Origin of the sequence: Streptomyces flavotricini, from assembly GCF_020639365.1 — a bacterium.
In the GTDB taxonomy this organism is placed as follows: Bacteria; Actinomycetota; Actinomycetes; order Streptomycetales; family Streptomycetaceae; genus Streptomyces; species Streptomyces flavotricini.
On the sequence record NZ_JAINUL010000001.1, the window covers coordinates 1,466,877 to 1,490,693 of the forward strand.

Annotated in this window: 20 protein-coding genes; 8 read left to right on the forward strand and 12 right to left on the reverse strand. The window is 70.9% G+C overall.

Going from position 1 to position 23,817, the window contains the following annotated elements:
* Positions 1-501: 501 nt before the first annotated feature.
* From K7B10_RS07005 to K7B10_RS07020, 6 genes are all read left to right on the forward strand, one after another.
* Positions 502-1,308, forward strand: coding sequence for an SDR family NAD(P)-dependent oxidoreductase (locus K7B10_RS07005; protein ID WP_229335074.1), 807 nt, complete (start codon positions 502-504; stop codon positions 1,306-1,308).
* 290 nt (positions 1,309-1,598) lie between these two features.
* The gene (locus K7B10_RS40735) at positions 1,599-1,724 is read left to right on the forward strand and encodes a hypothetical protein (protein ID WP_267501347.1); all 126 of its coding nucleotides are present in this window, start codon (positions 1,599-1,601) and stop codon (positions 1,722-1,724) included.
* Between the two features lie 254 nt (positions 1,725-1,978).
* Positions 1,979-2,821: a hypothetical protein gene (locus K7B10_RS07010; protein WP_229335075.1), complete on the forward strand. Its 843-nt coding sequence runs from the start codon at positions 1,979-1,981 to the stop codon at positions 2,819-2,821.
* 589 nt (positions 2,822-3,410) lie between these two features.
* On the forward strand, positions 3,411-4,226 hold the full coding sequence (locus K7B10_RS07015) for a GNAT family N-acetyltransferase (RefSeq protein WP_229335076.1): 816 nt from the start codon (positions 3,411-3,413) through the stop codon (positions 4,224-4,226).
* The gene (locus tag K7B10_RS41550; RefSeq protein ID WP_372481538.1) at positions 4,136-4,495 is read left to right on the forward strand and encodes a transcriptional regulator; all 360 of its coding nucleotides are present in this window, start codon (positions 4,136-4,138) and stop codon (positions 4,493-4,495) included. The genes K7B10_RS07015 and K7B10_RS41550 overlap by 91 nt, the downstream gene beginning before the upstream one ends.
* A gap of 433 nt (positions 4,496-4,928) precedes the next feature.
* The gene (locus K7B10_RS07020; protein WP_229335077.1) at positions 4,929-5,693 is read left to right on the forward strand and encodes an SAM-dependent methyltransferase; all 765 of its coding nucleotides are present in this window, start codon (positions 4,929-4,931) and stop codon (positions 5,691-5,693) included.
* A 275-nt stretch (positions 5,694-5,968) separates the two neighbouring features.
* Here the strand turns inward: K7B10_RS07020 and K7B10_RS07025 are convergent, their stop codons facing one another.
* The 11 genes from K7B10_RS07025 to K7B10_RS07075 all read right to left on the reverse strand — a co-directional run bounded on the left by K7B10_RS07025 (position 5,969) and on the right by K7B10_RS07075 (position 18,829).
* A complete protein-coding gene (locus K7B10_RS07025; RefSeq protein ID WP_229335078.1) occupies positions 5,969-8,143 on the reverse strand; it encodes an FUSC family protein in 2,175 nt (724 codons plus the stop codon).
* Between the two features lie 158 nt (positions 8,144-8,301).
* Entirely contained in the window at positions 8,302-9,435 is a 1,134-nt protein-coding gene (locus K7B10_RS07030; RefSeq protein WP_229335079.1) for a hypothetical protein, read from the reverse strand.
* Between the two features lie 131 nt (positions 9,436-9,566).
* On the reverse strand, positions 9,567-11,318 hold the full coding sequence (locus tag K7B10_RS07035) for an FAD-dependent oxidoreductase (RefSeq protein WP_229335080.1): 1,752 nt from the start codon (positions 11,316-11,318) through the stop codon (positions 9,567-9,569).
* Positions 11,318-11,581, reverse strand: a complete 264-nt coding sequence (locus tag K7B10_RS07040; RefSeq protein ID WP_229335081.1) for a UBP-type zinc finger domain-containing protein — start codon at positions 11,579-11,581, stop codon at positions 11,318-11,320. Before K7B10_RS07040 ends, K7B10_RS07035 begins: the two co-directional genes overlap by 1 nt.
* A gap of 69 nt (positions 11,582-11,650) precedes the next feature.
* A complete protein-coding gene (gene trxA, locus K7B10_RS07045) occupies positions 11,651-12,109 on the reverse strand; it encodes a thioredoxin (RefSeq protein WP_229335082.1) in 459 nt (152 codons plus the stop codon).
* A complete protein-coding gene (gene clpB, locus K7B10_RS07050; protein WP_229335083.1) occupies positions 12,106-14,745 on the reverse strand; it encodes an ATP-dependent chaperone ClpB in 2,640 nt (879 codons plus the stop codon). The genes trxA and clpB overlap by 4 nt, the downstream gene beginning before the upstream one ends.
* On the reverse strand, positions 14,736-15,143 hold the full coding sequence (locus K7B10_RS07055; protein ID WP_229335084.1) for a chaperone modulator CbpM: 408 nt from the start codon (positions 15,141-15,143) through the stop codon (positions 14,736-14,738). The genes clpB and K7B10_RS07055 overlap by 10 nt, the downstream gene beginning before the upstream one ends.
* A complete protein-coding gene (locus K7B10_RS07060) occupies positions 15,143-16,090 on the reverse strand; it encodes a DnaJ C-terminal domain-containing protein (RefSeq protein ID WP_229335085.1) in 948 nt (315 codons plus the stop codon). The genes K7B10_RS07055 and K7B10_RS07060 overlap by 1 nt, the downstream gene beginning before the upstream one ends.
* Before the next feature lie 6 nt (positions 16,091-16,096).
* Positions 16,097-16,705: a nucleotide exchange factor GrpE gene (locus tag K7B10_RS07065; protein WP_229335086.1), complete on the reverse strand. Its 609-nt coding sequence runs from the start codon at positions 16,703-16,705 to the stop codon at positions 16,097-16,099.
* Between the two features lie 8 nt (positions 16,706-16,713).
* Positions 16,714-18,615, reverse strand: a complete 1,902-nt coding sequence (dnaK, locus tag K7B10_RS07070) for a molecular chaperone DnaK (RefSeq protein ID WP_229335087.1) — start codon at positions 18,613-18,615, stop codon at positions 16,714-16,716.
* 52 nt (positions 18,616-18,667) lie between these two features.
* Complete coding sequence (locus K7B10_RS07075; protein WP_229335088.1) at positions 18,668-18,829, reverse strand: hypothetical protein; 162 nt, start codon at positions 18,827-18,829, stop codon at positions 18,668-18,670.
* A 521-nt stretch (positions 18,830-19,350) separates the two neighbouring features.
* On the opposite strand from K7B10_RS07075, the gene K7B10_RS07080 reads away from it, so the two are divergent.
* Positions 19,351-21,060, forward strand: coding sequence for a PucR family transcriptional regulator (locus tag K7B10_RS07080; RefSeq protein WP_372481539.1), 1,710 nt, complete (start codon positions 19,351-19,353; stop codon positions 21,058-21,060).
* 628 nt (positions 21,061-21,688) lie between these two features.
* A complete protein-coding gene (locus tag K7B10_RS07085) occupies positions 21,689-22,114 on the forward strand; it encodes a DUF7144 family membrane protein (protein WP_229335090.1) in 426 nt (141 codons plus the stop codon).
* Positions 22,115-22,298: 184 nt separating this feature from the next.
* Here the strand turns inward: K7B10_RS07085 and gad are convergent, their stop codons facing one another.
* Positions 22,299-23,690, reverse strand: coding sequence for a glutamate decarboxylase (gene gad, locus K7B10_RS07090; protein ID WP_229335091.1), 1,392 nt, complete (start codon positions 23,688-23,690; stop codon positions 22,299-22,301).
* Positions 23,691-23,817: the final 127 nt, after the last annotated feature.

Here is a 23,817-nt window from a genome sequence, read left to right on the forward strand (position 1 = left end):
TGCGCCCTCGGGCGGTGTTCAGGTCACCGCCAGCCGGCCGCGTGCCGCCGGTCCGTCGTCCGGCTCCGTCGCAACACCAGTCTGCTCCGGGCGGATGGCCCTGGCAGTACTCCTTGACGGGTTCCTTCCGCACGGAAGTCGATCTTTGATGCGGCTCTGACGAGAGGTCGTCAGAAGGCCGTCAAGAAGCCTTCGTGCGCTTGCCTCCGGGTCCCCGATGCGCTGGGATTGCGCCATGAACAGCGGTCCGCGCTACGACGATCGGCCACCGTCATGGTGGAGCCGTGCCGGTGTCGCATCGGTGCAGCCGACGGCGCCCGCTGTCCGCCCGGCCCTCTGACGTCGGCCGCGCGTACTCCCCGTACCTGCCATCAGCCCCTTGAAGGGTGCTGACCGAGGCCGCGTACGCATCCTCACCTTCACCGCATGGACCGAGCCCACGCACCAGCCTCTCGCTGGGGCGCCGGGCACTTCGGCCATGCCTGCTTCCAGGAATCCCACATGCCTTCATCCCTGTCCGGACGTACCGTCCTCGTCACCGGAGCCACCTCCGGCATCGGCTACGAGACCGCCCGCCGGCTCGCCGAGCGCGGCGCCACCGTCCTCCTCCACGGTCGTACGCCCGAGGAGGCCCAGGCCGCCGCCGACCGGCTCGTTGCCACCGCCGGGGTGGACGGCGCCCGTCTCCGGGCGCTCGCCGCCGACTTCGTTCGCCTGGAGGAGGTCGAGAACCTCGCCCACGCCGTCGTACGGGAGCACCCGCGCCTGGACGTACTGGTCAACAACGCGGCCATCGCCGCACCCGAGCGCCACACGCTCACCGCCGACGGGAACGAGATCTCCTTCCAGGTCAACTTCCTGGCCCACTACCTCCTCACCAACCTCCTGGAGCCCGCCCTCACCAGCGACCCCGGCGGACGCGTCGTCAACGTCTCCTCCGCGCTCCACCGCACGGGTGCCATCCAGTGGAACGACCCGCAGCGCGTGCGGCGTTACTCGCGCCTCGCCGCGTACGCCCAGTCTCAGCTCGCGCTGACCGTCTTCGCCGCCGACCCGCGCGTCACCGCCGTCTCCGTCAACCCCGGCGTCTGCGAGACCGGTCTTCTGCCGCTGTACGGCCACGAGGGCGCGCCCGCCACCGAAGGTGCCCAGCACGTCGCACGGCTCTGCGACCCGGCCACCGAGATCGTCAACGGCGCCTACTACGACCGCTCCGAGCGCGTCGCCCCGGCCCCCGCCGCCACCGAGGACCGCACCGTCAAGCGCCTCAACAAGCTCGCCGACCTCCTCGTCGGCCACACCGCCTGAAGGGATCCACGGACATGTCCAAGCGCGCACGCAAGAAGAGGGCCCGCCGCAAGAAGGGCTCCAACCACGGCAGCAAGCCCAACTGCTAGTCATCCGCCCGACCCGTGGGGCGGCCCTCCGACAGGTCCGCCCCACCTGCATCCCTCATCCAACAGCTCGCTGAGCTCCCCGAGGTCGCCGCCGCGTCGGACACGTCGGCCAGCCGGTCCAGAGCGGTCTCGTGTGCCCTCCCCGCCGAGGCCGGAGCCCAAATCGAGCGTCTGGCTCGCCGGGGATTCACGCCTCGGTGGGTGGACCTGCAGCGCGATCCGTGGATCCTCGTGTTCGCCACCCACCCGGACCGCGCGTTCACCCTCTTCCGCGACCAGGCCGAGACCACGGCCGACCCGGCGCTGCGGCAGCTCTACCTCGGCTAGGACCACGCGTACGACCTCGACGCCGACGATCCCCGCATCGACGGTCTCGCGCAACGCTTCGCCGGTGCGACACGGGAGCGCTACGGACGCGACGTGCGGGCAGCCCGGTCACGGTGGCGCGCCGCAGCCGGCCGGCGCGCCGCGAGCTACAGGGCACACGTGGGCGAGTACCTCTCCCCGGAAGTCGGCCAGCCGTCGCCGCACCCCAGCCACCGCCAAGGAGCAAGATCCGGAGCCGGGCCTAGGATTGGCCCGTGAGCACGGCAGACGACGACCGCATCGCCCTCGACCTCCTCGACGCCCATCTGGAAGACCTGTGGCGGGCAGCCGTCGAACTCCAGCGGGGAAACCGGGCCGTCGTCCCCGAGGTACCGCGCGAGCTGAGCGGGGCCGCTTCGGACGGTGCGGCCACGGAACTCCTGCGGTGGGGGTACGGAGAGCTGGCCGGCATTCCGCGCTCGCCGGCCGACGTGTTCGCCCGCAGCATCGGCAGCACCCTCATGGAGGTGCGGCGGCGGCGCAGCCCCTGGAACGCGGCGGCCCTGCGCCTGCTGGAAGACCCGTACGTCTTCCTTGCCACCGGCCCGCGCCGGCATGAGGACTGGGCCGTGGACGTGCTCGCCCTGATGCACCGTGAGGTCCCGGACCCGCGCGGTTGGCTGCGGATCGACGGCGACCGCACCAACAATGCCCGCTACGCCGTGCCGACGTACCCCTTCGAGCCGCCGCCCGCCGCCGAGTTCCGGGACCGCCTGCACGAGCTGGAGCCGGCGGGGGCCATCACCGCGCTCGCCGTCATGGCGGAGGAGTGGAACGAAGGCCGGCCCGTCCGGAACCGGCCGGAGCGCGATGCCCTGCTGGCCGACGCACGGGTCCTGCTGGACCGCTACGGCCCGGACGCCCGGTTCTGGACCAATGCCCAGGAGGCGGCTTCGGACCCCGCCCGGGACTTCGTCCAGGCCGGCCTCCGAGGGACGAGGGTCCACGGGTTCATCACAGGCGAGTACATCAACGGCCTCGACCTGTTCGAAGAACTGGGCCTCATCGCCGTGTCCGACGAAGAGGTCGGGGTCTTCTGGTCCTTCGGCGCATACTGACACCGGCTCCCCTTGTACCCGGACCCGTCCAGATCCCTGGCCCGTCACCCCCGGGAGCCTGTCTTGGCGATCACCTCGCGGCCCAGAAGCAAGGGCCACGGGAGGCAGATCACACTGGCGTCCGGGGCGGACCGGGATCAGAGCTGTATCAAGGACTGGCCGACCGTCTTGAGCCGCGCCTCGCAAGGCAGTTGGATGGGTGATGTGAACAGCGGTCTGCGCCACGACGACCGGCCACCGCATACGGTGCGCCCGGCCTCGTGCGCTGCTCACCCGCCGGTGCGCTGACGCACCGTTCCCGAACCGCGGCCGCCCGCCCCCGCCCGTACAGCGGGCGGCCGCTTCCACCCGGTGCCTGCCCCGCCGGGCAGGCACCGGGCCTCACCTTGCGTCCTGCGACCGTGACGAGCGCGAGGCCCCGGCCGCCCGCGCCACCGAGGAGCGCCCGATCCGGCGCCCTGGACGAGCTCGCCGAACTGCTCGTCGGCCACGACGCCTGAAGGTGAACCCACCCCGGGACGGGACGGCCTCCCGTCAGGGAGCGCCACGCTCCCCTCCATCCCAGCCCGCGCGCCACAAGGGAGTGTTGATGATCGAAATCGCGCCGCAGCAACTGCCCACGCTGAGCCGGTGGTTTCCCACCGGCTCCCCCGGTCTCGGGGCACTCGCCGAGCACGTGCTGACCACGGGCAACGGCTACTGGTGGGCCGATCGTCCTGACCGGCCCCGGGTCCTCGCCGTCACCTGCGCGGACCACGTGCTGCTGCGCGGCGACCCCAGCGCGCTCGCCCCGGATGCCCTGGCCCGGTTCGCGGACCAGTACGTCGAGGCGCCCTCACGCTTCTGGCCCGCCCTCGGCTCCGCTTTCGAGCGCGTCATCCCCTGGGAACGGATGCTGTACGTCCACCAGGCTCAGGCATCGGCATGCCTCCCCCGCACGCCGCGTGGCGTGACGGTGCGTCGGCTGACACCCGAGGACGTTCCGGCACTGGCCGAGCTGCACTCCGAGAACGCCTGGATCCATGCCAGTTGGGGTGGACCGTCCCGGCTGGCCGCCTCGGGCCACGCCTGGGCCGCTTTCGCCAAGGGCCGGATCCTCTCCGTCGCCTGCACCTACTTCCTCGGCAGCGCCTACGAGGACATCGCGGTCGTCACCGTGCCCGACCGCCGCCGCGAACGTCTCGCACTGGCCTGCGTCGCCGGCTTGGCGGCGGATGTCCAGGCGCGCGGACGCACCGCGAGCTGGTGCTGCTCGCGCGACAACCGACCCAGCCGACTGCTGGCCTGGACGGCCGGATTCCGGCTCACCCACGAATACGTCCACCACGCCACGGGCCGCGCCCTGGCACACGAGGTCCGGGCAGCGCCGGTGCCGACGTCGGGCGGGGCCGCAGCCTTGGCCTGACGGCCGGCTCGCCACGTCGAGTACGTCGCGCTCTGGGCAGTCACCCGGCGCGGCGGGCTCCGGTGGGACCGCACCTGCCAGCGCCTCGCGCAGCGCGGCTTCGCTCGGCGCGCCGAAAACCGTGCCGTCCTCGTCCCGCCGACGATCGCCTCGGCCACGCGCTCGACGATCTGCGCACCGCCGTGGTGGCGGTCGAGGCCGACAAGGCCTGCGTGGACGCAGAAGAACAGGGCTGCTGCTGGTGGCCGCCGAGATACCCACCGGCATAGGCCCGGCCCCGGCCCCTCGTCGGCCCTGGCACCCGACACGTCATCCTCGGCACCATCGACGCCCGAGCGCTCTGCCGAGCCATCCATCCCAGCGAACTGCGAGCGCACACAGGATGACGGCGACAGAACCCGCGCCGGGTTCACCCGCGTTACGTCAAGGGCGGGGACCGCCTTCACCCAGACGAGAGCGATCCATGCACACCGAACCGAACCAGGCCGTATGCAAAGGATGTGGCCGAGCCGGATTCGCGGCTTTGCAACACCACCGAACCCTCCAGGGATTGCCCGTCATCACCGCCCGGATCAACAGCGCGTGAGATAGCGGTAGACCCCGCCGGATCCCGGCCGGACGAGATCAGTCAAGGCCGCCCGGCCCGCTGGGACCCAGAAAAAACGCTTTGTGCACGGGCGAGATGCGGGCTTGAGTGCGTCCGTGACCGCTTTGAATGATCTCGTGCGACCCGACCGGTACCCGCGTTCCTCCCGCTACGACCCTGCCTGGCTCGTCGGTCTCGACATGGGCCCGAACCCGTTGTGGCTCCTGGAAGACCTGGCACGGGACCTCGACCTGCGGCCTGGGATGCGGGTCCTCGACCTCGGCTCCGGAAAGGGCGCCACCTCCGTGTTCCTGGCCCGCGAGTACGGCGTTGACGTCATCGCCGCCGACTGGTGGATCCCCGAACGGGATGCCGCCGCCGTCTTCGTCGAGGCGGGCGTCGACGACCGGGTGACGGCGGTAAGGGCGGAGGCGCACGTGCTGCCGTTCGAGGCAGAGAGCTTCGACGCGATCGTGAGCATCGACGCGTTCGAGTACTTCGGCACCGCCGACAGCTATCTGCCCTACCTGGCCCACTTCCTCCGCCCCGGCGGCCAACTGGGCGTCGCCACCCCCGCCATGACCCGCGAGGTCCGCGACCTCGGCGCGATCCCGCCCCACATCAAGCACGTGGTCGGCTGGGAGGCCATAGCCTGGCATACGGCGGAATGGTGGCGCTTCCAGTGGGAGATCACCGAACTGGTGGACGTCACCTCCGCCCGCCTCCAGGACGGCGCCTGGCGGGACTGGCTGCTGTGGGCGCGTGCGTGCGCCGAGCACCAGCCGGACGGTGAGAAGGCCAACCGGCCGGTGATCGAGATGCTCGTCGAGGACGGTGGAGAGTACCTCTCCTTCGCCCTGGTGACCGCCCGCAAGCGGTGAGCGGGTGACAGCCGCCGGAAGCGATCGACGACGTCCTGAAGGCCGCCGACCGCTTCCGGACCTGGTCCGCCCACGTCTTCGCTGGCCCTGTGCACACGGAATGGCCGGATCAGCAGCCCCAGGGGCGTAATGAACACACGCAGGGCGAAGACGCCCACCAGGGCGCGGGACAGGCCCGTGCACAGCCGTCCAGGGGCGGTTGGCGCGCACCATGCCGAGGTGCCGGGAGACTCCTACCCGCTCCAGGAAGCGCTGGCTCCCCGTCGCCGGCGCCGTCACCCACCCCGGTGGGCGGGTCCTGATCCGTCACCTTCCGCCGCAGCGGCCGCCCGTACCCGTTGCTCCTCGCGAGCGGAGCCGACGTCCCGTTCCAGGGGGGTACGGCTCACGGCCGTCGCGAGGTCCTCCAAGGCCCGCTTCTGCATTTCCGCCCCGCGCCGCACCACCGGGCTCCCGTCCCCGGCGACGGCGCCCTCCCACGCGTGGAGCGCCGCCTCCACGCGCGCCCAGTCCGGATTCCTGTGCTCGCGCACGTCGACCGCCGCCTGCACGGTGTCCGCCTCCACGGCCTCGGCGAACCGCTCCGCCTCGGGAACGAGACGGCTGTCGGCCCGCGGGACGTGGCTCTCCATGAGCATCGCCGCCCGGTCGAACCCCTTGAGCGCCTCCTGCGCCTCCTCCGCCTCGCGTGACGTCAGGCCCCTGGGGCGGACCGGTTCCTGCCTTGCCCGGTCGTACGTCTCCTGCCAGGCGGCACGTGCCTCCCTGCTCGCCAGCAGTGCCCTGCGCATGTCGGCGTGATGTTCCCGGGTCGGTTCGGCGTAGCTGCGGAGCACCGCGGCCGCGTAACGGCCCTCGGCGGCGAGCCAGTCCGCAAGCCGGCCCGGCAGCCGGGGTGTCTCCCAGGCGGGGAACACCACGTACGCCAGCATCGCGAGGGCCCCGCCGAGCAGGGTGAGCACCACCCGCTCCGGGACCGTCTGCTCCCATGCCTGGCCGCCCATGCCGAGCAGGAAGACGACGTATGCGGCAGTGAAGCACTGGGAGTAGGCGTAGCCGGTACGGTTCAGCGTGAACGACAGGCCCGCCGAGACCACCGCCAGCAGGCCGAACACCTGGGCGTCCGGGCCCAGGGCCCGCACCATCCCGGTGGCGAGCGCGACCCCCGCCAGGGTCCCGGCGAGACGGGCCACCGCGCGCGCGTACGTCCGGTGGAAGTCCGGCCGCATCACCATCACCGAGGTGATGGGCACCCAGTAGCCGTGGCCCACGGGTAGCCGGGCGGCGACCAGGTAGCCGAGCGTGGCCACCGCCGCCAGACGAACGGCGTGCCGGAACACCGGCGAGTCCCGGCGGAGCTCACGGCGGACCGCCCGGACTACGACCGGGACCAGCCGGAACATGGTCGGGCGCACCAGGAACTGGTCGCCCACGGAGCCGCGCGGCTGGGGTGTCCTCCCGCGCGCGCCGCACCCGGCGATCTCCAAGGCCTCGCCGAGCAGTTCCACGAGCCGCTCGGCGGCCTGCCGTGCGGGGCCCTCCAGCGCCTCGTGCTTCTCGTCGACTCGCAGCGCGTCCGTGCTTCCGGGCGACACCTCGGCGGGAATGCCGCGGCGGATCGCACGGGCGGCCGCATCCAGGACCTCGGCGGCCGCGTCGAGCAACTCCCGCGTGCGGTCCCGCCCGGGCCCCTCCGCCGGGGCGCCGACGTCCGGGTCGGCGAGTGCGGCGACGACGGGCCGGATGCGCTCGGCGAGTCCCCGGGGGCCGTGCAGGACGGAGGGACGCGTGCGGGCCTGTGACGGCGTCACGGCGGCCGCGTCCCGGGCGGTCATCAACGGTTCCGGGTCGAACGGGGCGGTCGGGTCGTGCCGTAGCCGGCGGGCGTAGTCCGCGACGGCGGCCAGCGCGTCGGCGAGCGCGTCGCGATGCGCCCCCCAACGGCGGATCGGGAACAGCAGGATCAGCAGGGCCTGCGCCACGCCCCCGAGCGCGATGATCCCGGCGTGCTCCAGAGCCCGCCCGACGCTCGTGGGCAGGGTGACGGTCACCAGCATGCTGCCGACCGTCGTCGCTGCGACGATCCCGGCGGTCGATCCGACGGCCCACGCCATCCCTGCGGCAAAGGCCCATACGGCCAGCAGTGAGAGGAACGTCGCGAGTCGCCCCGCGGCCAGATAGCCCACGAAGGTGCTGAGTGCCAGACCGGCGCCCGCGCCGAGCGCGATCACTTTGCGGGGACGCCAGGTGCGCTGGAAAGTGGCTGCGCCCGCGGAGTAGGCACCGAGGGCGGCGGACGCGGCGTACGCCGGGGAGGCCAGCCACAGCGCCGGCCCGATGACGATCGCCACCCCAACAGCAGTGCGCAGCGCGAGCAGGGGCTCCAGTCGCGCCTCCTCGATCGTGAGCCCGGATCGCACGACTTCCCGGAGGGCCCGCAGCCACGTCACGGACAGGAGCCTAGCCCGCCCCCCCCTACCGGGTCGCGCCGGCCACGCCGCCGAGTCCGTTGAGCATGAGGCTGGAGTCCTCGTGGCCCTCGGGGGCGTCGATCGACCGGCGACATGGTCGGAACCGGACGACCACCCACCACCGACGCATCTCCGACTCAGGTCACCAGCTGGTCACCGTGATCGCCTTGGAGCATGTGGCGGCGTTCCTTTTCGCGCGTGGAGTAGGCGGCTGCACGGATCGCCTCGTCGCTCTCCAAGCCTGATCCCAGCGCGCCGGCCACCGTGGCGACCGAAGCGACGAACCAGGACAACGTCAAGTACTCCGTGGCGTGCAGCGGGGTTCCCGTCAAGGAAGCGAACACTCGGTCGTTGAGGATGAACAGCGCCCACACCAAGTTGATGACCATCAAACCCACGTAGCAGACGAGCGCCCCGATACCGACGGTGAGGACCGTCGAGGTGTTGTAGAGCCGCGCCCTCTGCCTCGCCTCCGGCGAGCCCTCTGTCGATCGATGCCATAGTTCCCCGTCTACGATCAGCCAGCCGATCATGAGCCCGACGGACCCGACCATGGCGATCACGAGGCGTGGCGCGCTCAGGGCCCCGGAGAGGCTCCAGGTGGTGGAGTCCAGGGTGGCGATGGCCCCCGTGGCGAGTGCGGCCGCCAGGGCTTTCGACAGGCCCGATACCAACCGCCAAGGCCGGTTGGCGCGGACCATACCGACGAGCACCCGCAGGTAGCCGCGCGGCCCGCTGACCACGTATCGGAGATCGGCAGTCTCCTCCTCACCGACCGGGCCCGGATGGATAGGCGCGAGACGACCGGCAAAAGGGCCCAGAAGCGGCTGACTCCGCGGAGGCCCCTCAGTGCCAGTGGCCTGCGGACCCGCCAAACCGAGCACGGCTTCTTCCACCGCCCGCCGAGCCCTCGTCTGCAGCCGCAAGCCCCCCAGGGAAGGAAGGGACAGCAGCGCCAAGCCGTGTTCGCGGCTCAGATCCACAACGATCTTGCGCCCGTGTGAGTGCAGCGGAAGGTCGGTGAGGGCCACCACGATGTCCCAGTTCTCCGCACTTCCGCGGTCCATGATCCGGCGTATCAAGGTGGGCGGGTCCTCGGTCCCTGAGGTGAAGGGCTCACTGACCACCTTGATGTCGAACCGACGCCCCTGGCCCGCCTTTTCGGAGAGCCGATCAGGAAGTATCCGGGCGATGCGCTGCGCGATGTCCGTGGGCGCGTCCGGATCCGCCAGGAGAGCTACGACGGTAACGCCCTGCGACGACACCCGCACGACTGGACCATCCTCCTCGGCTGCCCTCCGCGATTGCAGGGGTTCACAGGATGCCCCGGGGTGACGGCGAAGCCGTGGTGACACGCTGTTCTTACGGGTGGGGCCAACTGTGGGGTCCGTCAGGGGCAGGGTCAGCGCGAGGACACGGACCCGCCCGCTTCCGGCCGACGTCCCTCGGAGCCGGCGGTGACGAGGATTCCCCTCCTTTCCCGGTGCTCGTGCACGAGGCGGATCGCCATGGCGCCTTCACCGGTCGCCGAGGCCACCCGTTTCACCGAGCCGCTTCTGACGTCGCCGGCGGCGAAGACCCCGGGAAGGGTGGTCTCCAGCAGCATCGGATCGCGGCCCAGCGAGGCCCACCGGTTCGCGTCGGCCACCGCCCGGGCGTCGGCGCCGGTGAGGACGAAGCCCTTCTCGTCCAGGGCCAGCACGCCCTTGAGCCATTCCGTGCGCGGCCGGGCCCCGATGAACACGAACAGCGCCGCGGCCTGCAGCTCGCGGCGCTCATTGCTTGCGTTGTCCTGCACCGTCAGCGACTCCAGCTGCTCCTCCCCGGCGACGCCCTGGACTTCGGTGTGGAGCGACACCTCGATCTTGGGGTGCTGTTCCACCTGGTCCACCAGATAGCGCGACATGTCCGCGTTGAGGTCGCTGCCCCGGACGAGGAGGTGGACCCTGGACGCGTGGTTGGCGAGGAACAGCGCCGCTTGCCCGGCGGAGTTCCCGCCGCCGACCACGGCGACCGGGTCCGCCCGGCAGAGGCTGGCTTCGTGGACCGTCGCCGCGTAGTAGACGCTGATGCCTTCCAGGCGGTCGATGCCGGGCACTTCGAGCCTGCGGTACCGCACGCCCGAGGCGAGCACCACGGCGCCGGCCCGGGCCCGGGACCCGTCTGTGAACGTGACGATGTACTCATCGTCCTGCGGGGTGAGCCCGCTGACCTCCGCCGGCACCGTGAAGCGGGCGCCGAACTTGTGGGCCTGGAGCACCGCGCGTTCGATGAGTTCGCCCCCGGAGATGCCGGACGGGAAGCCGAGGTAGTTCTCGATGCGGGACGAGGTCGCGGCCTGGCCTCCGGTGGCCACGGCGTCGACGGTGACCGTGGTGAGGCCGTCGGAGGCGCCGTACACGGCGGCGGCGAGTCCTGCGGGGCCCGCACCGACCACCATGACGTCGCACCGTTCGTTCTCGGGCACGGGGGCGGGCAACCCGATGAGCCGGGCGAGTTCGGCGTTGCTCGGATTGCGCAGTAGCCGCTCGCCCTGCCAGAGGACCACCGGCGTCTCCTCGGGACGGATGGCGAACCGGCGCAGCAGCGCCTCAGCCTCCTTGTCCCTCTCCAGATCCACCCAGCGGTGGGGCAGCCGGTTGCGGGCAGCGAACTCGCGCAGCCGCAGCGTGTCCCGTGAGTAGCACGACCCCAGGATCCGGAAGCCGGCGCCGAGGCCGATGAGCAGGTACCTGCGGCCCAGGTAGGCGCGGAGGATCAGGTCGCCGAGGACGGGATCGCTGCCGACCAGGGCGCGTTGCCGCTCCACCGGTACGGCCAGGATCTCTCCGGCCTCGCGCACCACGGCGGTGTCGAACGCCGCATGGCCTTCCAGCAGACCGAGTTCGCCCAGGAACCTGCCGGGTCCGTGGACCGCCACCGTCCGCTCGTCGGGGCCGCCCTGGTCGTGGAGGATCTCGACGGTCCCGCTGAGGATCACGAGGAACTCTTGGAACGGCTCGCCCTCGCGGTACAGCACCTCGCCCCCGGCGGTCCTGCGGCGCTCACCGTGCGCGGTCAGGTCATCGAGCTGCTCCGGCGTGAGGCGCGGGAACGCCCCGTACCGGTCAGGTGTCTCGCGGACCGCACCCTTCTCGTGCTCGGCGGTGTTCATCAGACCAGGGCCTCGTGAACGTAGCACCAGCGCCAGTCCTCTCCCGGCTCGAAGGACTGCACGACGGGGTGCCCGACGCTCCCCGCATGCCGCCTGGCGTGCTTGAGGGGGGAGGAGTCGCAGCAGCCAACGTGCCCACAGGTGAGGCAGAGGCGCAGGTGGACCCACGGGGACCGCTGCCTGAGGCACTCCTCGCAGCCCTCCGGAGTACGCGGCGTCACGGGGCGCACCATCGCCAGGTGAGGGTCGGGAATCGTGGCCATGAGGGTTTCCTTCCGTGCATGGGCCTGATCGGCCGCGGTCGGCGATGGTCTTCCTCAGCACCGTCGCCTTCACCCTCCCGCAGTGGTCGGCCGGCCCGCCATCGCCTGCTCGACCCACGAGCGCAGAACGTGCGCGGGTGCCGCGCCCGCCTGCCGGGCGACCGTCTCGCCCCGGTCCAGGACGAGCAGGGTGGGCACCGCCTGCACCTCGAACCGCCGGCTGAGCCGTGGGTTCTGGTCGACGTCGACCTTGACGAGCTTGATCTGTCCGGCGAGGTCCCGGGCGACCTGTTCGAGGGCTGGGCTGACCATGCGGCAGGGGCCGCACCAGGTGGCCCAGAGGTCGACGACGACGGGCACCGTGGCGTTGTCGGCGACCTCGGCGAAGTCGGCGTCGCCCGCGTCGACGACCCAGGGCAGGGGCTTCTTGCAGTGGCCGCATCGGGGCCGTCCCTCGGCGGCCACGGGAATCCGGTTGCCGCGACCGCAGTTCGGGCAGGTCACCGTCGTCGTCCGGGTGGTGTTCACGCCGCCCTCGCCTCCCGGTCATCCTCCTGCTGGTCGTAGGTGACCACCAGCTCTCCGTGCTCGGCGTCGACGCGCACCGTCGCCCCGTCCTGGACGTCGCCGCGCAGCAGGGCGCGCCCGACCAGCGTCTCGACCTCGTGGGAGATGTAACGCCGCAGCGGCCGGGCCCCGTACACCGGGTCGTAGCCCTGGTGGGCGATCACCTCCCGCGCAACGTCGGTGAGTTCGACGGTGATGCGGCGCTCGGCGAGCCTCCGCCGCAGCTCGTCGAACTGCAGCTCCACGATCCGCTCGATCTGCCGCTCACCGAGCGGCTTGAACAGCACGATGTCGTCGACGCGGTTGAGGAACTCCGGGCGGAAGTGCCCGCGCAGCTCGCCCATCACCAGGGCGCGGGCGTCGGGCTTGATCTCACCCTCGGCGGTGGCGCCGTCGAGGAGGTGCTCGGAGCCGATGTTGGACGTCATGATGATCACGGTGTTGCGGAAGTCGACGGTGCGGCCCTGGGCGTCGGTGATGCGGCCGTCATCGAGGATCTGCAGCAGGGTGTTGAAGACATCGGTGTGCGCCTTCTCGATCTCGTCGAACAGGACGACCGAGTACGGCTTGCGGCGTACGGCCTCGGTGAGCTGGCCGCCCTCCTCGTAGCCGACGTATCCGGGCGGTGCGCCCATGAGCCGGCTGACGGTGTGCCGCTCCTGGTACTCGCTCATGTCGAGGCGGACCATGTTCTCCTCGGAGTCGAACAGGGTCCGGGCGAGGGTCTTGGCCAGCTCGGTCTTCCCGACGCCGGTGGGGCCGAGGAAGATGAACGAGCCGATGGGGCGGCGAGGATCGCGGATGCCGGAGCGGGCACGGATGATGGCGTCGGTGACGAGCTTGACGGCCTCGTCCTGGCCGATGACGCGCTCGCGCAGGATCTCGTCGAGGCGCAGCAGCTTCTCGCGTTCGCCCTCCTGGAGGCGGGCGACGGGGACGCCGGTCCAGGCGGCGACGATCTCGGCGATCTCCTCCTCGGTGACGACCTCGCGCAGCAGCCGGTTCTGACCTTGTTTGGCGGCCAGTTGCTCCTCCTCCGCGGCGAGTCGGCGCTCCAGGTCCTGGAGGCGTCCGTAGCGCAGTTCGGCGGCGCGGTTGAGGTCGTAGGCGCGTTCGGCCTCCTCGGCCTCGTGGCGGACCTGTTCCAGTTCCTGGCGCAGTTCCTGCACACGGCGGATCGCCTGCCGTTCGGCCTCCCACTGGGCGTGTTTGGCGTCGGCCTCGCCGCGCAGGTCGGCCAGTTCCCTGCGCAGCTCCTCCAGGCGCGTTTTGCTGGCGGGGTCGGTCTCCTTGGACAGGGCGGCATCCTCGATCTCCAGCCGCGTGACGCGGCGGGTGATCTCGTCGAGTTCGGCGGGCATCGAGTCGATCTCGGTACGCAGCCTGGCGCACGCCTCGTCGACGAGGTCGATGGCCTTGTCGGGCAGGAACCGATCGGTGATGTAGCGGTGGCTGAGGGTGGCCGCGGAGACCAGCGCGGTGTCCTGGATCTTCACGCCGTGGAAGACCTCTAGGCGTTCGCGCAGTCCGCGCAGGATGGAGATGGTGTCCTCCACGCTGGGCTCCTCGACCAGGACCTGCTGGAAGCGGCGTTCGAGGGCGGCGTCCTTCTCGATGTGCTTGCGGTACTCGTCGAGGGTGGTGGCGCCGATCATGTGGAGTTCACCGCGGGCCAGCATCGGCTTGAGCATGTTGCCCGCGTCCATGGCGCCTTCGGCGGCTCCTGCGCCGACGACGGTGTGGAGTTCGTCGACGAAGAGCAGGATGCGCCCTTGGGCGGCCTTCACCTCGGACAGCACGGCCTTGAGGCGTTCCTCGAACTCGCCGCGGTACTTGGCACCGGCGACCAGGGAGCCCATGTCGAGGGCGAACACCGTCTTGTCGCGCAGGCCCTCGGGGACATCGCCGCGGACGATGCGCTGGGCCAGGCCCTCGACGATGGCGGTCTTGCCGACGCCGGGGTCGCCGATGAGGACGGGATTGTTCTTGGTCTTGCGGCTGAGGATCTGGGTGACGCGGCGGATCTCCGCGTCACGGCCGATGACCGGGTCCAGCCGCCCGGACCGAGCCTCGAGGACCAGGTCGCGTCCGTACTTCTCCAGAGCCTCGTAGGCCACTTCGGGGTTGGCGGAAGTGACGCGCTGGTTGCCGCGGACCTGGGTGAGCGCGCTCAGGAACGAGTCCCTGGTGATGCCGGCCTGTTTGAGCAGGCGCCCGGCGGCGGTTGACGAGCTCTCCTCGGCCAGGGCGAGCAGGAGGTGTTCCACGGACACGTACTCGTCCTTGAGGCGCTTGGCCTCCCGTTCGGCGGCGTCGAGCAGGTGGGCGAGACGCTGGGTGACGAAGACCTGGCCGGGTGCCGCGCCGGGGCCGGTGACCTTCGGGCGACGGGAGAGTTCCCCGCGCACGGCCTCGCGCAGTCCCTTCGGCTCCTTGCCTGCCTGCTCCAGCAACCGCGGGATCAGACCGTCCTCCTGATCGAGAAGTGCGAGCAGCAGGTGTTCCCCGTCGACCTCGGTGTGCCCCATGCGGCCGGCCGCGGTCTGGGCCTCCTGGAGGGCTTCCTGGGACTTCTGGGTGAGACGGTTCATGTCCATGGGGGTGTTTCACTCCTCGTGCCGCGGCCGCGCAGGGCGGCTTCGAGCAGGCTGATGCGGTCGAGCAGGTCGAGCACCAGGCCGATGGATGCGTAGTTGAGGCAGAGGCCGGTGCGCAGCCGCTGAATGCGGGCGAGGACCGCCGGGGCCGCGGGGTCGAACACCAGGTGCCCCGCGGCGTCGCGTTCGGCGTCGATCAGGCCGAGGGCGACGAACCGGCGGATCAGGTCGGGGTGGAGGCCCGAGCGACGGGCCACGGCGTCGAGGGAGAGCCTGGGGGTGGGCACGAGCGCGTACCGGACGGTCGTCGAGGCGGTGAGGTCCGCGCCCGTTCGTACCGGACGGTTGCCCACGCCGGCCCGGCCGATGCCTCCCGCTCCCGCGGATGGTTCGTTCATCACGTCCTCCTGGGGTCGTACGAGGAGGCGGCCGCGAGCTCCTCGAACAGTTCGCGCTCCCGGTCGCCGAGGGTGGGTGGCACCACGATGCGGAGTTCGGCGTACAGGTCGCCGTTCGCGCCGCGCGGGTTCGGCATGCCCTCGCCGCGCAGCCGCAGCCGCCGGCCGCTGGACGAGCCCGCGGGCACCGTGACCTTGGCCGTGCCGCCGCCGGGGGTCGGCACCGGCACGGTCGCGCCCAGGGCCGCCTCCCAGGGGGCCACCGGGACCTGGACGTGCACGTCGCGGCCGTCCAGCCGGAACCGGGGGTGGGGCTGGACACGCACGCGCAGGTACAGGTCGCCCGCGGCGGCGTCACCACTGCCCCGGCCTCCCTCGCCCGCCAGCCGGATGCGCTGCCCGTCGGTGACGCCCGGCGGCACGTCGACCTCGTACCGTCGCGGCTGCCCGGTGGGACCGGCGAGCGTGACGGTGCGGCGGCCGCCCCGGAACGCCTCCTCGACGGTGAGCGGCAGTTCGGCCTCCTGGTCCGCTCCGGGGACGCCCCCTCGAGCGGCGCCGGCTCCGAACATGGAGCCGAGCAGGTCCTCGATGTCGATGCCCTCCGCTGCGAAGTCGTCGCCGAAGCCCGCGTATCGGACACGAGGGCCGCCCCCGCCTGCGGTCGTCCGACCGCGGAAGCCGCCGCCCGCTCCCGCCGCGACCCGTTCGTCGAAGTCCTCCGGGATCTTGCGGAATTCCTCGCCGAAGCGGTCGTAGCGGGCTCGGGTCTTCGGATCGGACAGGACGCTGTACGCCTCGTTGAGGTCTTTGAAGCGCTCTTCCGCCCCCGGGTCCTTGTTGACGTCGGGGTGGTGCCTGCGGGCGAGTTTGCGATATGCCTGCTGGATCTCGTCCTGGCTCGCGGACCGCGACACGCCGAGCACCTCGTAGTAGTCCCGCGCCATGACCGGTCACTCCCGCTTCGCTACGGTTACGGCGGCGGGCCTGAGCTGCCGCTCGCCGTCCCCGTAGCCGGGGCGCAGTACCTCGGCGACCGTGCCCGGTGGGGCGTCGGGGTCCTGGACGACGCCGACCACCTCGTGCCGGGCCGGATCGAAGGCGACGCCGGTCTCCGCGTGCCGCGGGTAGCCGAGCAGTTCGAGGATGTTCACCGCTTGGTCGCGTACGGCCCGGATGCCCTCCACGATGGCGCCCGGATCGGCGCCCGCGTGGGTCAGGGCGAGTTCGAGGTTGTCGAGGACGGGCAGGAAGGCGGCCGCCGTGCGGGCCCGCTCCACCGACCGTTCGCGCTCCAGTTCCCTGGCGTGACGCTTGCGAAGGTTGTCGAGGTCGGCGAGTGCGCGCCGCCAACGGTCCTCCAGTTCCAGGATCGCGGTCGTGTACTCGTCCTCGGCAGGCGGGGGGCCGGCGGCATCGGGTCCCGGTTCGCCGTTCGCCGCTTCGGGCCGGGGCGGGCCCGGTTGGGGCAGGTCACCGCGAGGAGGGCGTCCGGCGACTTCCGGGACCGGTTCGACCGGATCCGACGCCGCCCGGTCGGGTTCCTGGGGGTAGGTGGGCATGGCGTGCCTCAGCCCTTGTCGAACTCGGCGTCGATGACATCATCGTCACCGCCACTGCCGCTCGTGGGACCGCCGGTGGCGGCGTCCTGGCCGGGACCTCCGCCCGTAGCGGCGGCGCCCTGATGGGCCGCCAGCCCGGCGAGCACCTGCTGGAGTTCGGAGGTCAGGGGCCGCACGCGCTCGACGCCCGCCTCTTCCTTGACCGCCGCCCGGGCGTCCGACACCAGCATCTCGCCGCGTGCCTTCTCGTGCGCGGGCGCTGCGTCGCCCAGTTCGGCGAGACGCTTCTCGACCTGGTACGCGATGGCGTCGAGTTCGTTGCGGGCGTCGACGGCCTCGCGGAGTGCCTTGTCCTGGCCCTGGTTGCTTTCGGCCTCCTGGACCATGCGTTCGACCTCACTGCGGTCCAGGTTGGAGCTCTCGCTGATGGTGATGCCCTGTTCCTTGCCGGTGTCCCGGTCACGGGCCTTGACGTCGAGGATGCCGTTGGCGTCGATGTCGAAGGTGACCTCGATCTGTGCTTCGCCCCGCGGCGCCGGCCGGATGTCGGTGAGCTGGAACCGGCCCAGCACCCGGTTGTCGGCGGCCCGCTCGCGCTCGCCCTGGAGGACCACCACATCGACGGCCGGCTGGTTGTCCTCGGCGGTGGAGAAGGTCTCGCTGCGGCGCACCGGGATGGTGGTGTTGCGCTCGATGATCTTCGTCATCACTCCGCCGCGCGTCTCCACACCCAGCGACAGGGGGGTCACGTCGAGCAGCAGGACGTCCTTGACCTCTCCCTTGAGGACCCCTGCCTGGATCGCGGCACCCAGGGCCACGACCTCATCGGGGTTGACGCTCATATTGGGTTCCTTGCCGCCGGTCAGCCGGCGGACCAGAGTCTGAACAGCGGGAATGCGGGTGGATCCACCGACGAGGATGACCTCGTCGATGTCGCTCTCGCCGACCTTGGCGTCGGCGATGGCCTGCTGGACCGGTCCCAGGCAGCGCTCCACCAGGTCGCCGGTGATCTGCTCGAACGTGGACCGCATGACCGAGTCGGTGAGGTGCTTGGGCCCGGAGGCGTCGGCGGTGATGAACGGCAGGCTGACCTGCGTCTGCGTCACCGAACTCAGCTCGGTCTTGGCCTTCTCCGCCGCCTCGAACAATCGTTGCAGCGCCTGCGCGTCCTTGCGCAGGTCGATGCCGTTCTCCTTCTGGAAGTCGTCCGCGAGGTGATCCACCAGACGCCGGTCGAAGTCGTCGCCGCCCAGGTGGCTGTCGCCGGCGGTGGAGCGCACCTCCACCACGCCGTCGCCGACGTCGAGGATGCTCACGTCGAAGGTGCCGCCGCCCAGGTCGAAGACGAGGACGGTCTCGTGCTCCTTCTTGTCCATGCCGTACGCGAGGGCGGCCGCCGTCGGCTCGTTGATGATGCGCAGCACTTCCAGTCCCGCGATCCGTCCGGCGTCCTTGGTCGCGGTGCGCTGGGCGTCATTGAAGTAGGCGGGCACCGTGATGACCGCCTCCGTGACCCGCTCCCCGAGCTGCTTGGAGGCGTCGTCGGCGAGTTTGCGCAGCACCTGTGCGCTGATCTCCTCAGGTGCGTACAGCTTGTCGCGCACCTTGAAGCGGGCCGCCCCGCCGTCGCCCTCGACGACGTCGTACGCCACCGCCCTGGCCTCGTCGGAGATCTCGTCGAAATGCCGGCCGATGAACCGCTTGGCCGAGTAGATGGTGCCCTTGGGATTGAGGATCGCCTGGCGCCGGGCCAGCTGGCCCACCAGACGTTCCCCGGTGTCGGTGAAGCCCACCACGGACGGTGTCGTGCGGTTGCCCTCGCTGTTGGGCACGACGGACGGCTCTCCGCCCTCCCACACGGCGATCACCGAGTTGGTGGTGCCCAGGTCGATGCCCACTGCCTTGGCCATGAGGAACTCCTCCCGGTACGGCGCCTTCGCCGACTGTCCGGATCACGTTCGTTCAGGTACGGGCGGGACCTCCGCCAGTGGTCTGCAGCCCGCCGATCAGCCCTGCGGCCTCGTCGGAGACCTCCTCGTCCACGACGACCCCGTACCGGCTCGGCCGCATCGAGCAGAGCGAGGCGAAATCCCGGCGACCGCCCTGCGGGGCGTGCAGCGGCATCCCGTACAGCGCGCCGGTGATCGCTCCGAGAACCAGCCCGCATCAGGCACGGGGAACGGGGCGGAGGCGACGGGGTCGAGCCTCTTCACCAGGCCGAACGGCCAGCCGAGCAGGACACCGGGGCCCTCTCCACGGGAAATCCGTGGCCGGAGAGGTGGTCAGCGGCACGTGCGGCTCGCCGGTACGTCTTGTACGGGCAACCGGCATGCGGTGCTGCTCGGTTCACCGCCCGGCCCTTCCTGCCGGTGCGCACGGACGGTTTCGAACACTCTCCAGGGTGGCGGACCGAGTGGCTCCACGCCTGCGCCTGGCGAGTCAGAAACGCACGGGGCCGGTCGCCCCACGAGTACGAGAGGAAGGCTCCGGACGTCGCGGATGAGCCGGGCCGAGCAGGCACCACCGCGCGCCTGTAGGCTCGAAGAGAACGGAGTGATCCCATGGTCAGCAGCCGGGCGCACAGCCTGTACCACCGCTCTGACCGGAAGCGCAGCCTTCCGCGGGGCAGCGGCGGGCGGCTCCCCATGGCCGCGCGGCGAGGGCCCCGCCCACTCGTTCCCACCCCGACCGACCGTGTCCCCCACGAGCTGATGGTGCTCTCCAGCGCCCTGTTCGACACCCTGGACGAAGGCGAGATCCTGAGCCTGGCCATGGACCGCATAGCCGCCGCAGGGCCGTACAGCGCCGAAGCCGGATACCTCAAGGTGGACGGCGACCTGGTCCCCAGCCCGAGGAACGGGCAGCTCCATGCCCTGGCCGTGGACCGGAGGGTGCGGGAGCTGGCCGGGGAGGACGGCCCTGTGACCGTGCCCGGCTGGCCCTGGGGCCGGGCCCTGGGGCTGCGCCGGCTTGAGAGACTGCACGGCTACCTCGTGGTGACGTCCCACTCCCGGCCCACCGAGGCCGAGCGCTCCCTGCTCACCACGCTCGTCCGGCACACCGCCGCTGCACTGTCGGTCGCCTTCGCACACCGCCGCCAACGCGAGGACGCGCTGGAGCTGCACCGGCTGAGGGAGGAGCGGACAGCCCTCCAGGGTCGGCTGATCTCCGTCGTGGCCGAGCTGGGATACCAGCAGGCCGTTCACGCGCTCATGGCCGACGCCGCAGCCTCGGGCGGCGGCGAGGATGCCCTCACCCGCGTACTGCACGGGCTCACTGGACTCCCCGCGCTGGTCGAGGACCGCTTCGGTCGGCTGAGGTCCTGGACCGGTCCCGATCGCCCCGACCCCTATCCCGAACCGGACCCCGTGCGCCAGGAGGAAATGCTGTACGCCGTCGCCCGTCAGGCCGGGCCGGTGCGGATAGAGGACCGGTTGATCACCCTGGTCCGCCCGCACGGCGAGATCCTGGGCGTGCTGGCCCTGGTCGACGTCCGGGGCGAGGCCGACGAGCACACCCTGCGCGCGCTGGAGGACGGGGCCGCTTCGCTCGCCCCCGAGCTGGCGCACCTGCGCAACCTGGCCGAAGTGGAGTCGAGGCTGCACCGCGAGCTGGCCGACGACCTCCTGGCAGGGACGGACGCGGCGAGCGCCTACGCCCGGTCCGAGGCGGTCGGACACGACCTGCACCGCCGCCACTACGTCGTCGTGGTGCAGTGGTCGAACCGGACCGCGGACGGTTCCTTCGCGCAGACGGTGGCCCGGGCGGCCTCTGCCGTGGGCATGCACTCGCTGCTGACCCGGCGTTCCGACCACGTGGTCCTGGTCGCCGACGACAGGCCGCACGCCCGCGCGCTGTACGAGGCGCTCGCCCGGGAGACCGGGACACGGTCCGGGACGATCGGGGTGAGCGCCCCTTGCGACTCCCTGGACGACATCCCCCACCGCTACCAGGAGGCGCAGCGCGCCCTGGAAGTGCGCCGCCACTCCCGTGAGCACTACGGCACGACGTTCTTCGACGAGCTGGGCCTCTACCGCATCCTGGGACCCGGCAACGATTACCGGGAACTGGAGACGTTCGTCCAGCAGTGGCTCGGGCAGCTGATCGACTACGACTCCCGGCACCACACGGCCATGGTGGAGACGCTGTCCCAGTACTTCGACTGCGGCGGCAACTACGACGAGACCGCCGAATCCCTCGCGATCCACCGCAGCACGCTGCGCTATCGGCTCCAGCGCATCCGCAACATCAGCGGCAACGACCTCGCGAACGTCGAGGACCGGCTCAACCTCCAGGTGGCGACCCGAGTGTGGAAGATCGTGCTGGGCGAACAAGCAGGAGAACGGCGTCGTTGAACGCGATGCGGCAGATTGATCACCATGCGACACGTGCATACCTGGTCCGCTTGCGGCGAGGAGCCCGGTTCGCAAGAGCCGTACGGCCGGGGAGGGCTGGCCTCGGCGCGTGGTGAGTCCGAGCCGGGGTGCGGCGAAACCCTCGACCACGGCATCTCGGTCCTCTGGTCAACGGCCTTGATGGACGGCCACGATCCTGGCCTCCGGACGGAGTCGGCCCGGCGACCGACCTGATCCGCGGACCGGCCCGGGTGTACGCACCTCCTCGGCGCATGCACGGCAACAGGGGCCCCGGAGCACAATCGGCGAGACAAGGGGACCTCAGCGTCAGCGTCTGGTCACTCCCCGCGCCTTGAGTTCCCCGAGCTGCTTGGGCTGGTCGAGTTTGTTGTCCGAATGTCGGCCGGCTGCGCATCGGGGGCGGCCTGCGGTTCGGGTTCCTGAGAGCCCTGCCGGGCGGCCCAGCGACCCTGCTGGCGGCGCGACAACGCTTCCACAGCACCTCGACGGAGCGGGACCCAAAGACCTTCCTTCGAACTGCCGACCGACTGCGCCTATGACAGGCTGGAAGTGCGTATCCCGCCAGCTGGATCCACCGAGCGGGACCCGGAGGACAGGAGGGTTCTCAATGGCCACACAGAGCGCAGGAAGGCAGCAAACCGTCGCCGGTGATGAATTCGCCGTATCCGGCTGGGTTTTTTTCGCCGCGATGATGATGATCTTCGGTGGCATCATGGGGATATTCGAAGGAATTGCCGCCATCGCCAAGGACGACGTGTTCGTCGCGACCCGGAATTTCACTTTTCAGTGGAGCCTCACCGGCTGGGGCTGGCTGCACCTCATCCTCGGCATCCTCGTGACGCTGGCGGGCTTCGCTCTGTTTAAAGGGGCTACGTGGGCCCGCGTCGTCGGCATTATCGTGGCGGGGCTGTCGATGCTCGCCAACTTCGCATGGCTGCCCTGGTATCCGTTCTGGGCCATCACGGTGATCGTCGTGGACGCCATCATCATTGCGGCCCTGTGCGCCGCCCCAGGCAGGGACTCCGCAGCCTGAACCGGCCCGCCAGCCGCTGGGTCGATCGGCGTGGCGAGTGGTGTCGGGGCCGCGCCCGGCCGATCAGGACGCGGCCCCGACAGCGCCGAGGCGATCTCCGGAGCGGCGACCGAGCTGTCCTCGTCCTTCCTGAGGATCTCGTCGAACTGTCGGTAGCGGGGGCTCTAGTGGTCCAGGACGCGCCTCAGTGGTGGAAGGCGGCGCGGTCCGCGTCGTGCGGGTGGCCTTCGTCGAGGTGCTTGATCGCTCTGCGCATGTCGTCGGCGAGGAGTTCGATTTCGTCGCGGTCGACGCCGTGCCGGATCAGGACGCGCTGAATGACGGTCTCCTGGCGGTCCGGCGGCAGCGGATACGAGGGCACCTGCCAGCCGCGCATCCGCAACAGGTCGGAAAGGTCGTAGAGGCTCCAGCTGGTCGAAGCCGGGTCGGTCAGCGTGTACGAGACGGCCGGCAGCGCGCCCGCGCCGTCGTAGAGGAGCGTGAAGGGGCCCATCTCGGCGACCTGCCGGGCCAGGTGCTGCGCGGTGTCGGCGCAGGCCTGGTAGACCTGCCGGTACCCCTCGCGGCCGAGGCGCAGGAACGTGAAGTACTGGCTGACGACTTGCCCGCCGGGGCGGGAGAAGTTCAGCGCCAGGGTGGGCATGTCGCCGCCCAGGTAGTCGACGTGGAAGACCAGGTCCTCCGGCAGGGCCGACTTGTCGCGCCACAGGGCCCAGCCCACGCCGAGCGGCGCCATGCCGTACTTGTGGCCGGAGGCATTGATGGAGGCGACTCGGGACAGCCGGAAGTCCCAGGCCAGATCGGGGTGGAGGAAGGGCGCGATGAATCCGCCGGAAGCCGCGTCGACGTGCAGCGGGACGTCGAGGCCCTTCTCCGCTTGCAGGCGGTCGAGCTCGGCCGCGAACTCCGCGACCGGCTCGTAGGTGCAGGTGTAGGTGACGCCGAGGATCGCGACGACGCCGATGGTGTTCTCGTCGACGTACTCGCTCAGCTGGTGCGGCTGCAGGCCGGTCGCTCCCGCCTCCACCGGGACCTGCCGCAGCTCCACGTCGAAGTACCGGGCGAACTTCTCCCAGCACACCTGCACCGGCCCGCACACCAGGTTCGGGCGATCGGTGGACAGGCCGGCGGCTCGCCGCCGGTCGCGCCAGCGCCACTTCAGGGCGAGGCCGCAGAGCATGGCGGCCTCGCTGGAGCCGGTGGTCGAGCAGCCCACCGCATCGGCGTCACCGCCCGGGCCGGCCGGCGCGTGCCACAGGTCCGCGAGGATGCTGACGCAGCGCGACTCGATCTCGGCGGTCTGCGGGTACTCGTCCTTGTCGACGATGTTCTTGTCCAGGCACATGTCCATGAGGCGGCGGACCTCGTCGTCCGTCCAAGTGGTGCAGAAGGTGGCCAGGTTCTGCGCGGCGTTGCCGTCCAGGAGCAGCTCGTTGCGCAGCAGCTGGAAGACCACGGTCGGCGGCGCGGAGAACTCCGGCATCGACCGCTTCGGCAGGGGCCGCTCGCTGAGGGGAGAGACGAAGATGTCGGCGGCCGGGTCGGCCGCCTGCTTTTGGGCTTTGTGCAGGGCCACCGGTCACCTCACGTGTTGGTCATCAGATCCGCATCAGACACTACGGACACGGTCCGGGGGTCGGCATGAGAACGTACGCCATCTCGGGCGCGACCAGACGAGTGAGCCTGACACTCAGGTTGTCATC

Bases quoted from the DNA above. Each gene is read 5' to 3' on its own strand.
- K7B10_RS07065 (WP_229335086.1), bottom strand. From the start codon at position 16,705: ATGCCCACCTACCCCCAGGAACCCGACCGGGCGGCGTCGGATCCGGTC.
- K7B10_RS07080 (WP_372481539.1), top strand. From the start codon at position 19,351: ATGGCCGCGCGGCGAGGGCCCCGCCCACTCGTTCCCACCCCGACCGAC.
- K7B10_RS07005 (WP_229335074.1), top strand. From the start codon at position 502: ATGCCTTCATCCCTGTCCGGACGTACCGTCCTCGTCACCGGAGCCACC.
- K7B10_RS07060 (WP_229335085.1), bottom strand. From the start codon at position 16,090: ATGGCGCGGGACTACTACGAGGTGCTCGGCGTGTCGCGGTCCGCGAGC.
- K7B10_RS07055 (WP_229335084.1), bottom strand. From the start codon at position 15,143: ATGAACGAACCATCCGCGGGAGCGGGAGGCATCGGCCGGGCCGGCGTG.
- K7B10_RS07085 (WP_229335090.1), top strand. From the start codon at position 21,689: ATGGCCACACAGAGCGCAGGAAGGCAGCAAACCGTCGCCGGTGATGAA.
- dnaK (WP_229335087.1), bottom strand. From the start codon at position 18,615: ATGGCCAAGGCAGTGGGCATCGACCTGGGCACCACCAACTCGGTGATC.
- K7B10_RS07040 (WP_229335081.1), bottom strand. From the start codon at position 11,581: ATGGCCACGATTCCCGACCCTCACCTGGCGATGGTGCGCCCCGTGACG.
- clpB (WP_229335083.1), bottom strand. From the start codon at position 14,745: ATGGACATGAACCGTCTCACCCAGAAGTCCCAGGAAGCCCTCCAGGAG.
- K7B10_RS07015 (WP_229335076.1), top strand. From the start codon at position 3,411: ATGATCGAAATCGCGCCGCAGCAACTGCCCACGCTGAGCCGGTGGTTT.
- K7B10_RS07035 (WP_229335080.1), bottom strand. From the start codon at position 11,318: ATGAACACCGCCGAGCACGAGAAGGGTGCGGTCCGCGAGACACCTGAC.
- K7B10_RS07075 (WP_229335088.1), bottom strand. From the start codon at position 18,829: ATGCCGCTGCACGCCCCGCAGGGCGGTCGCCGGGATTTCGCCTCGCTC.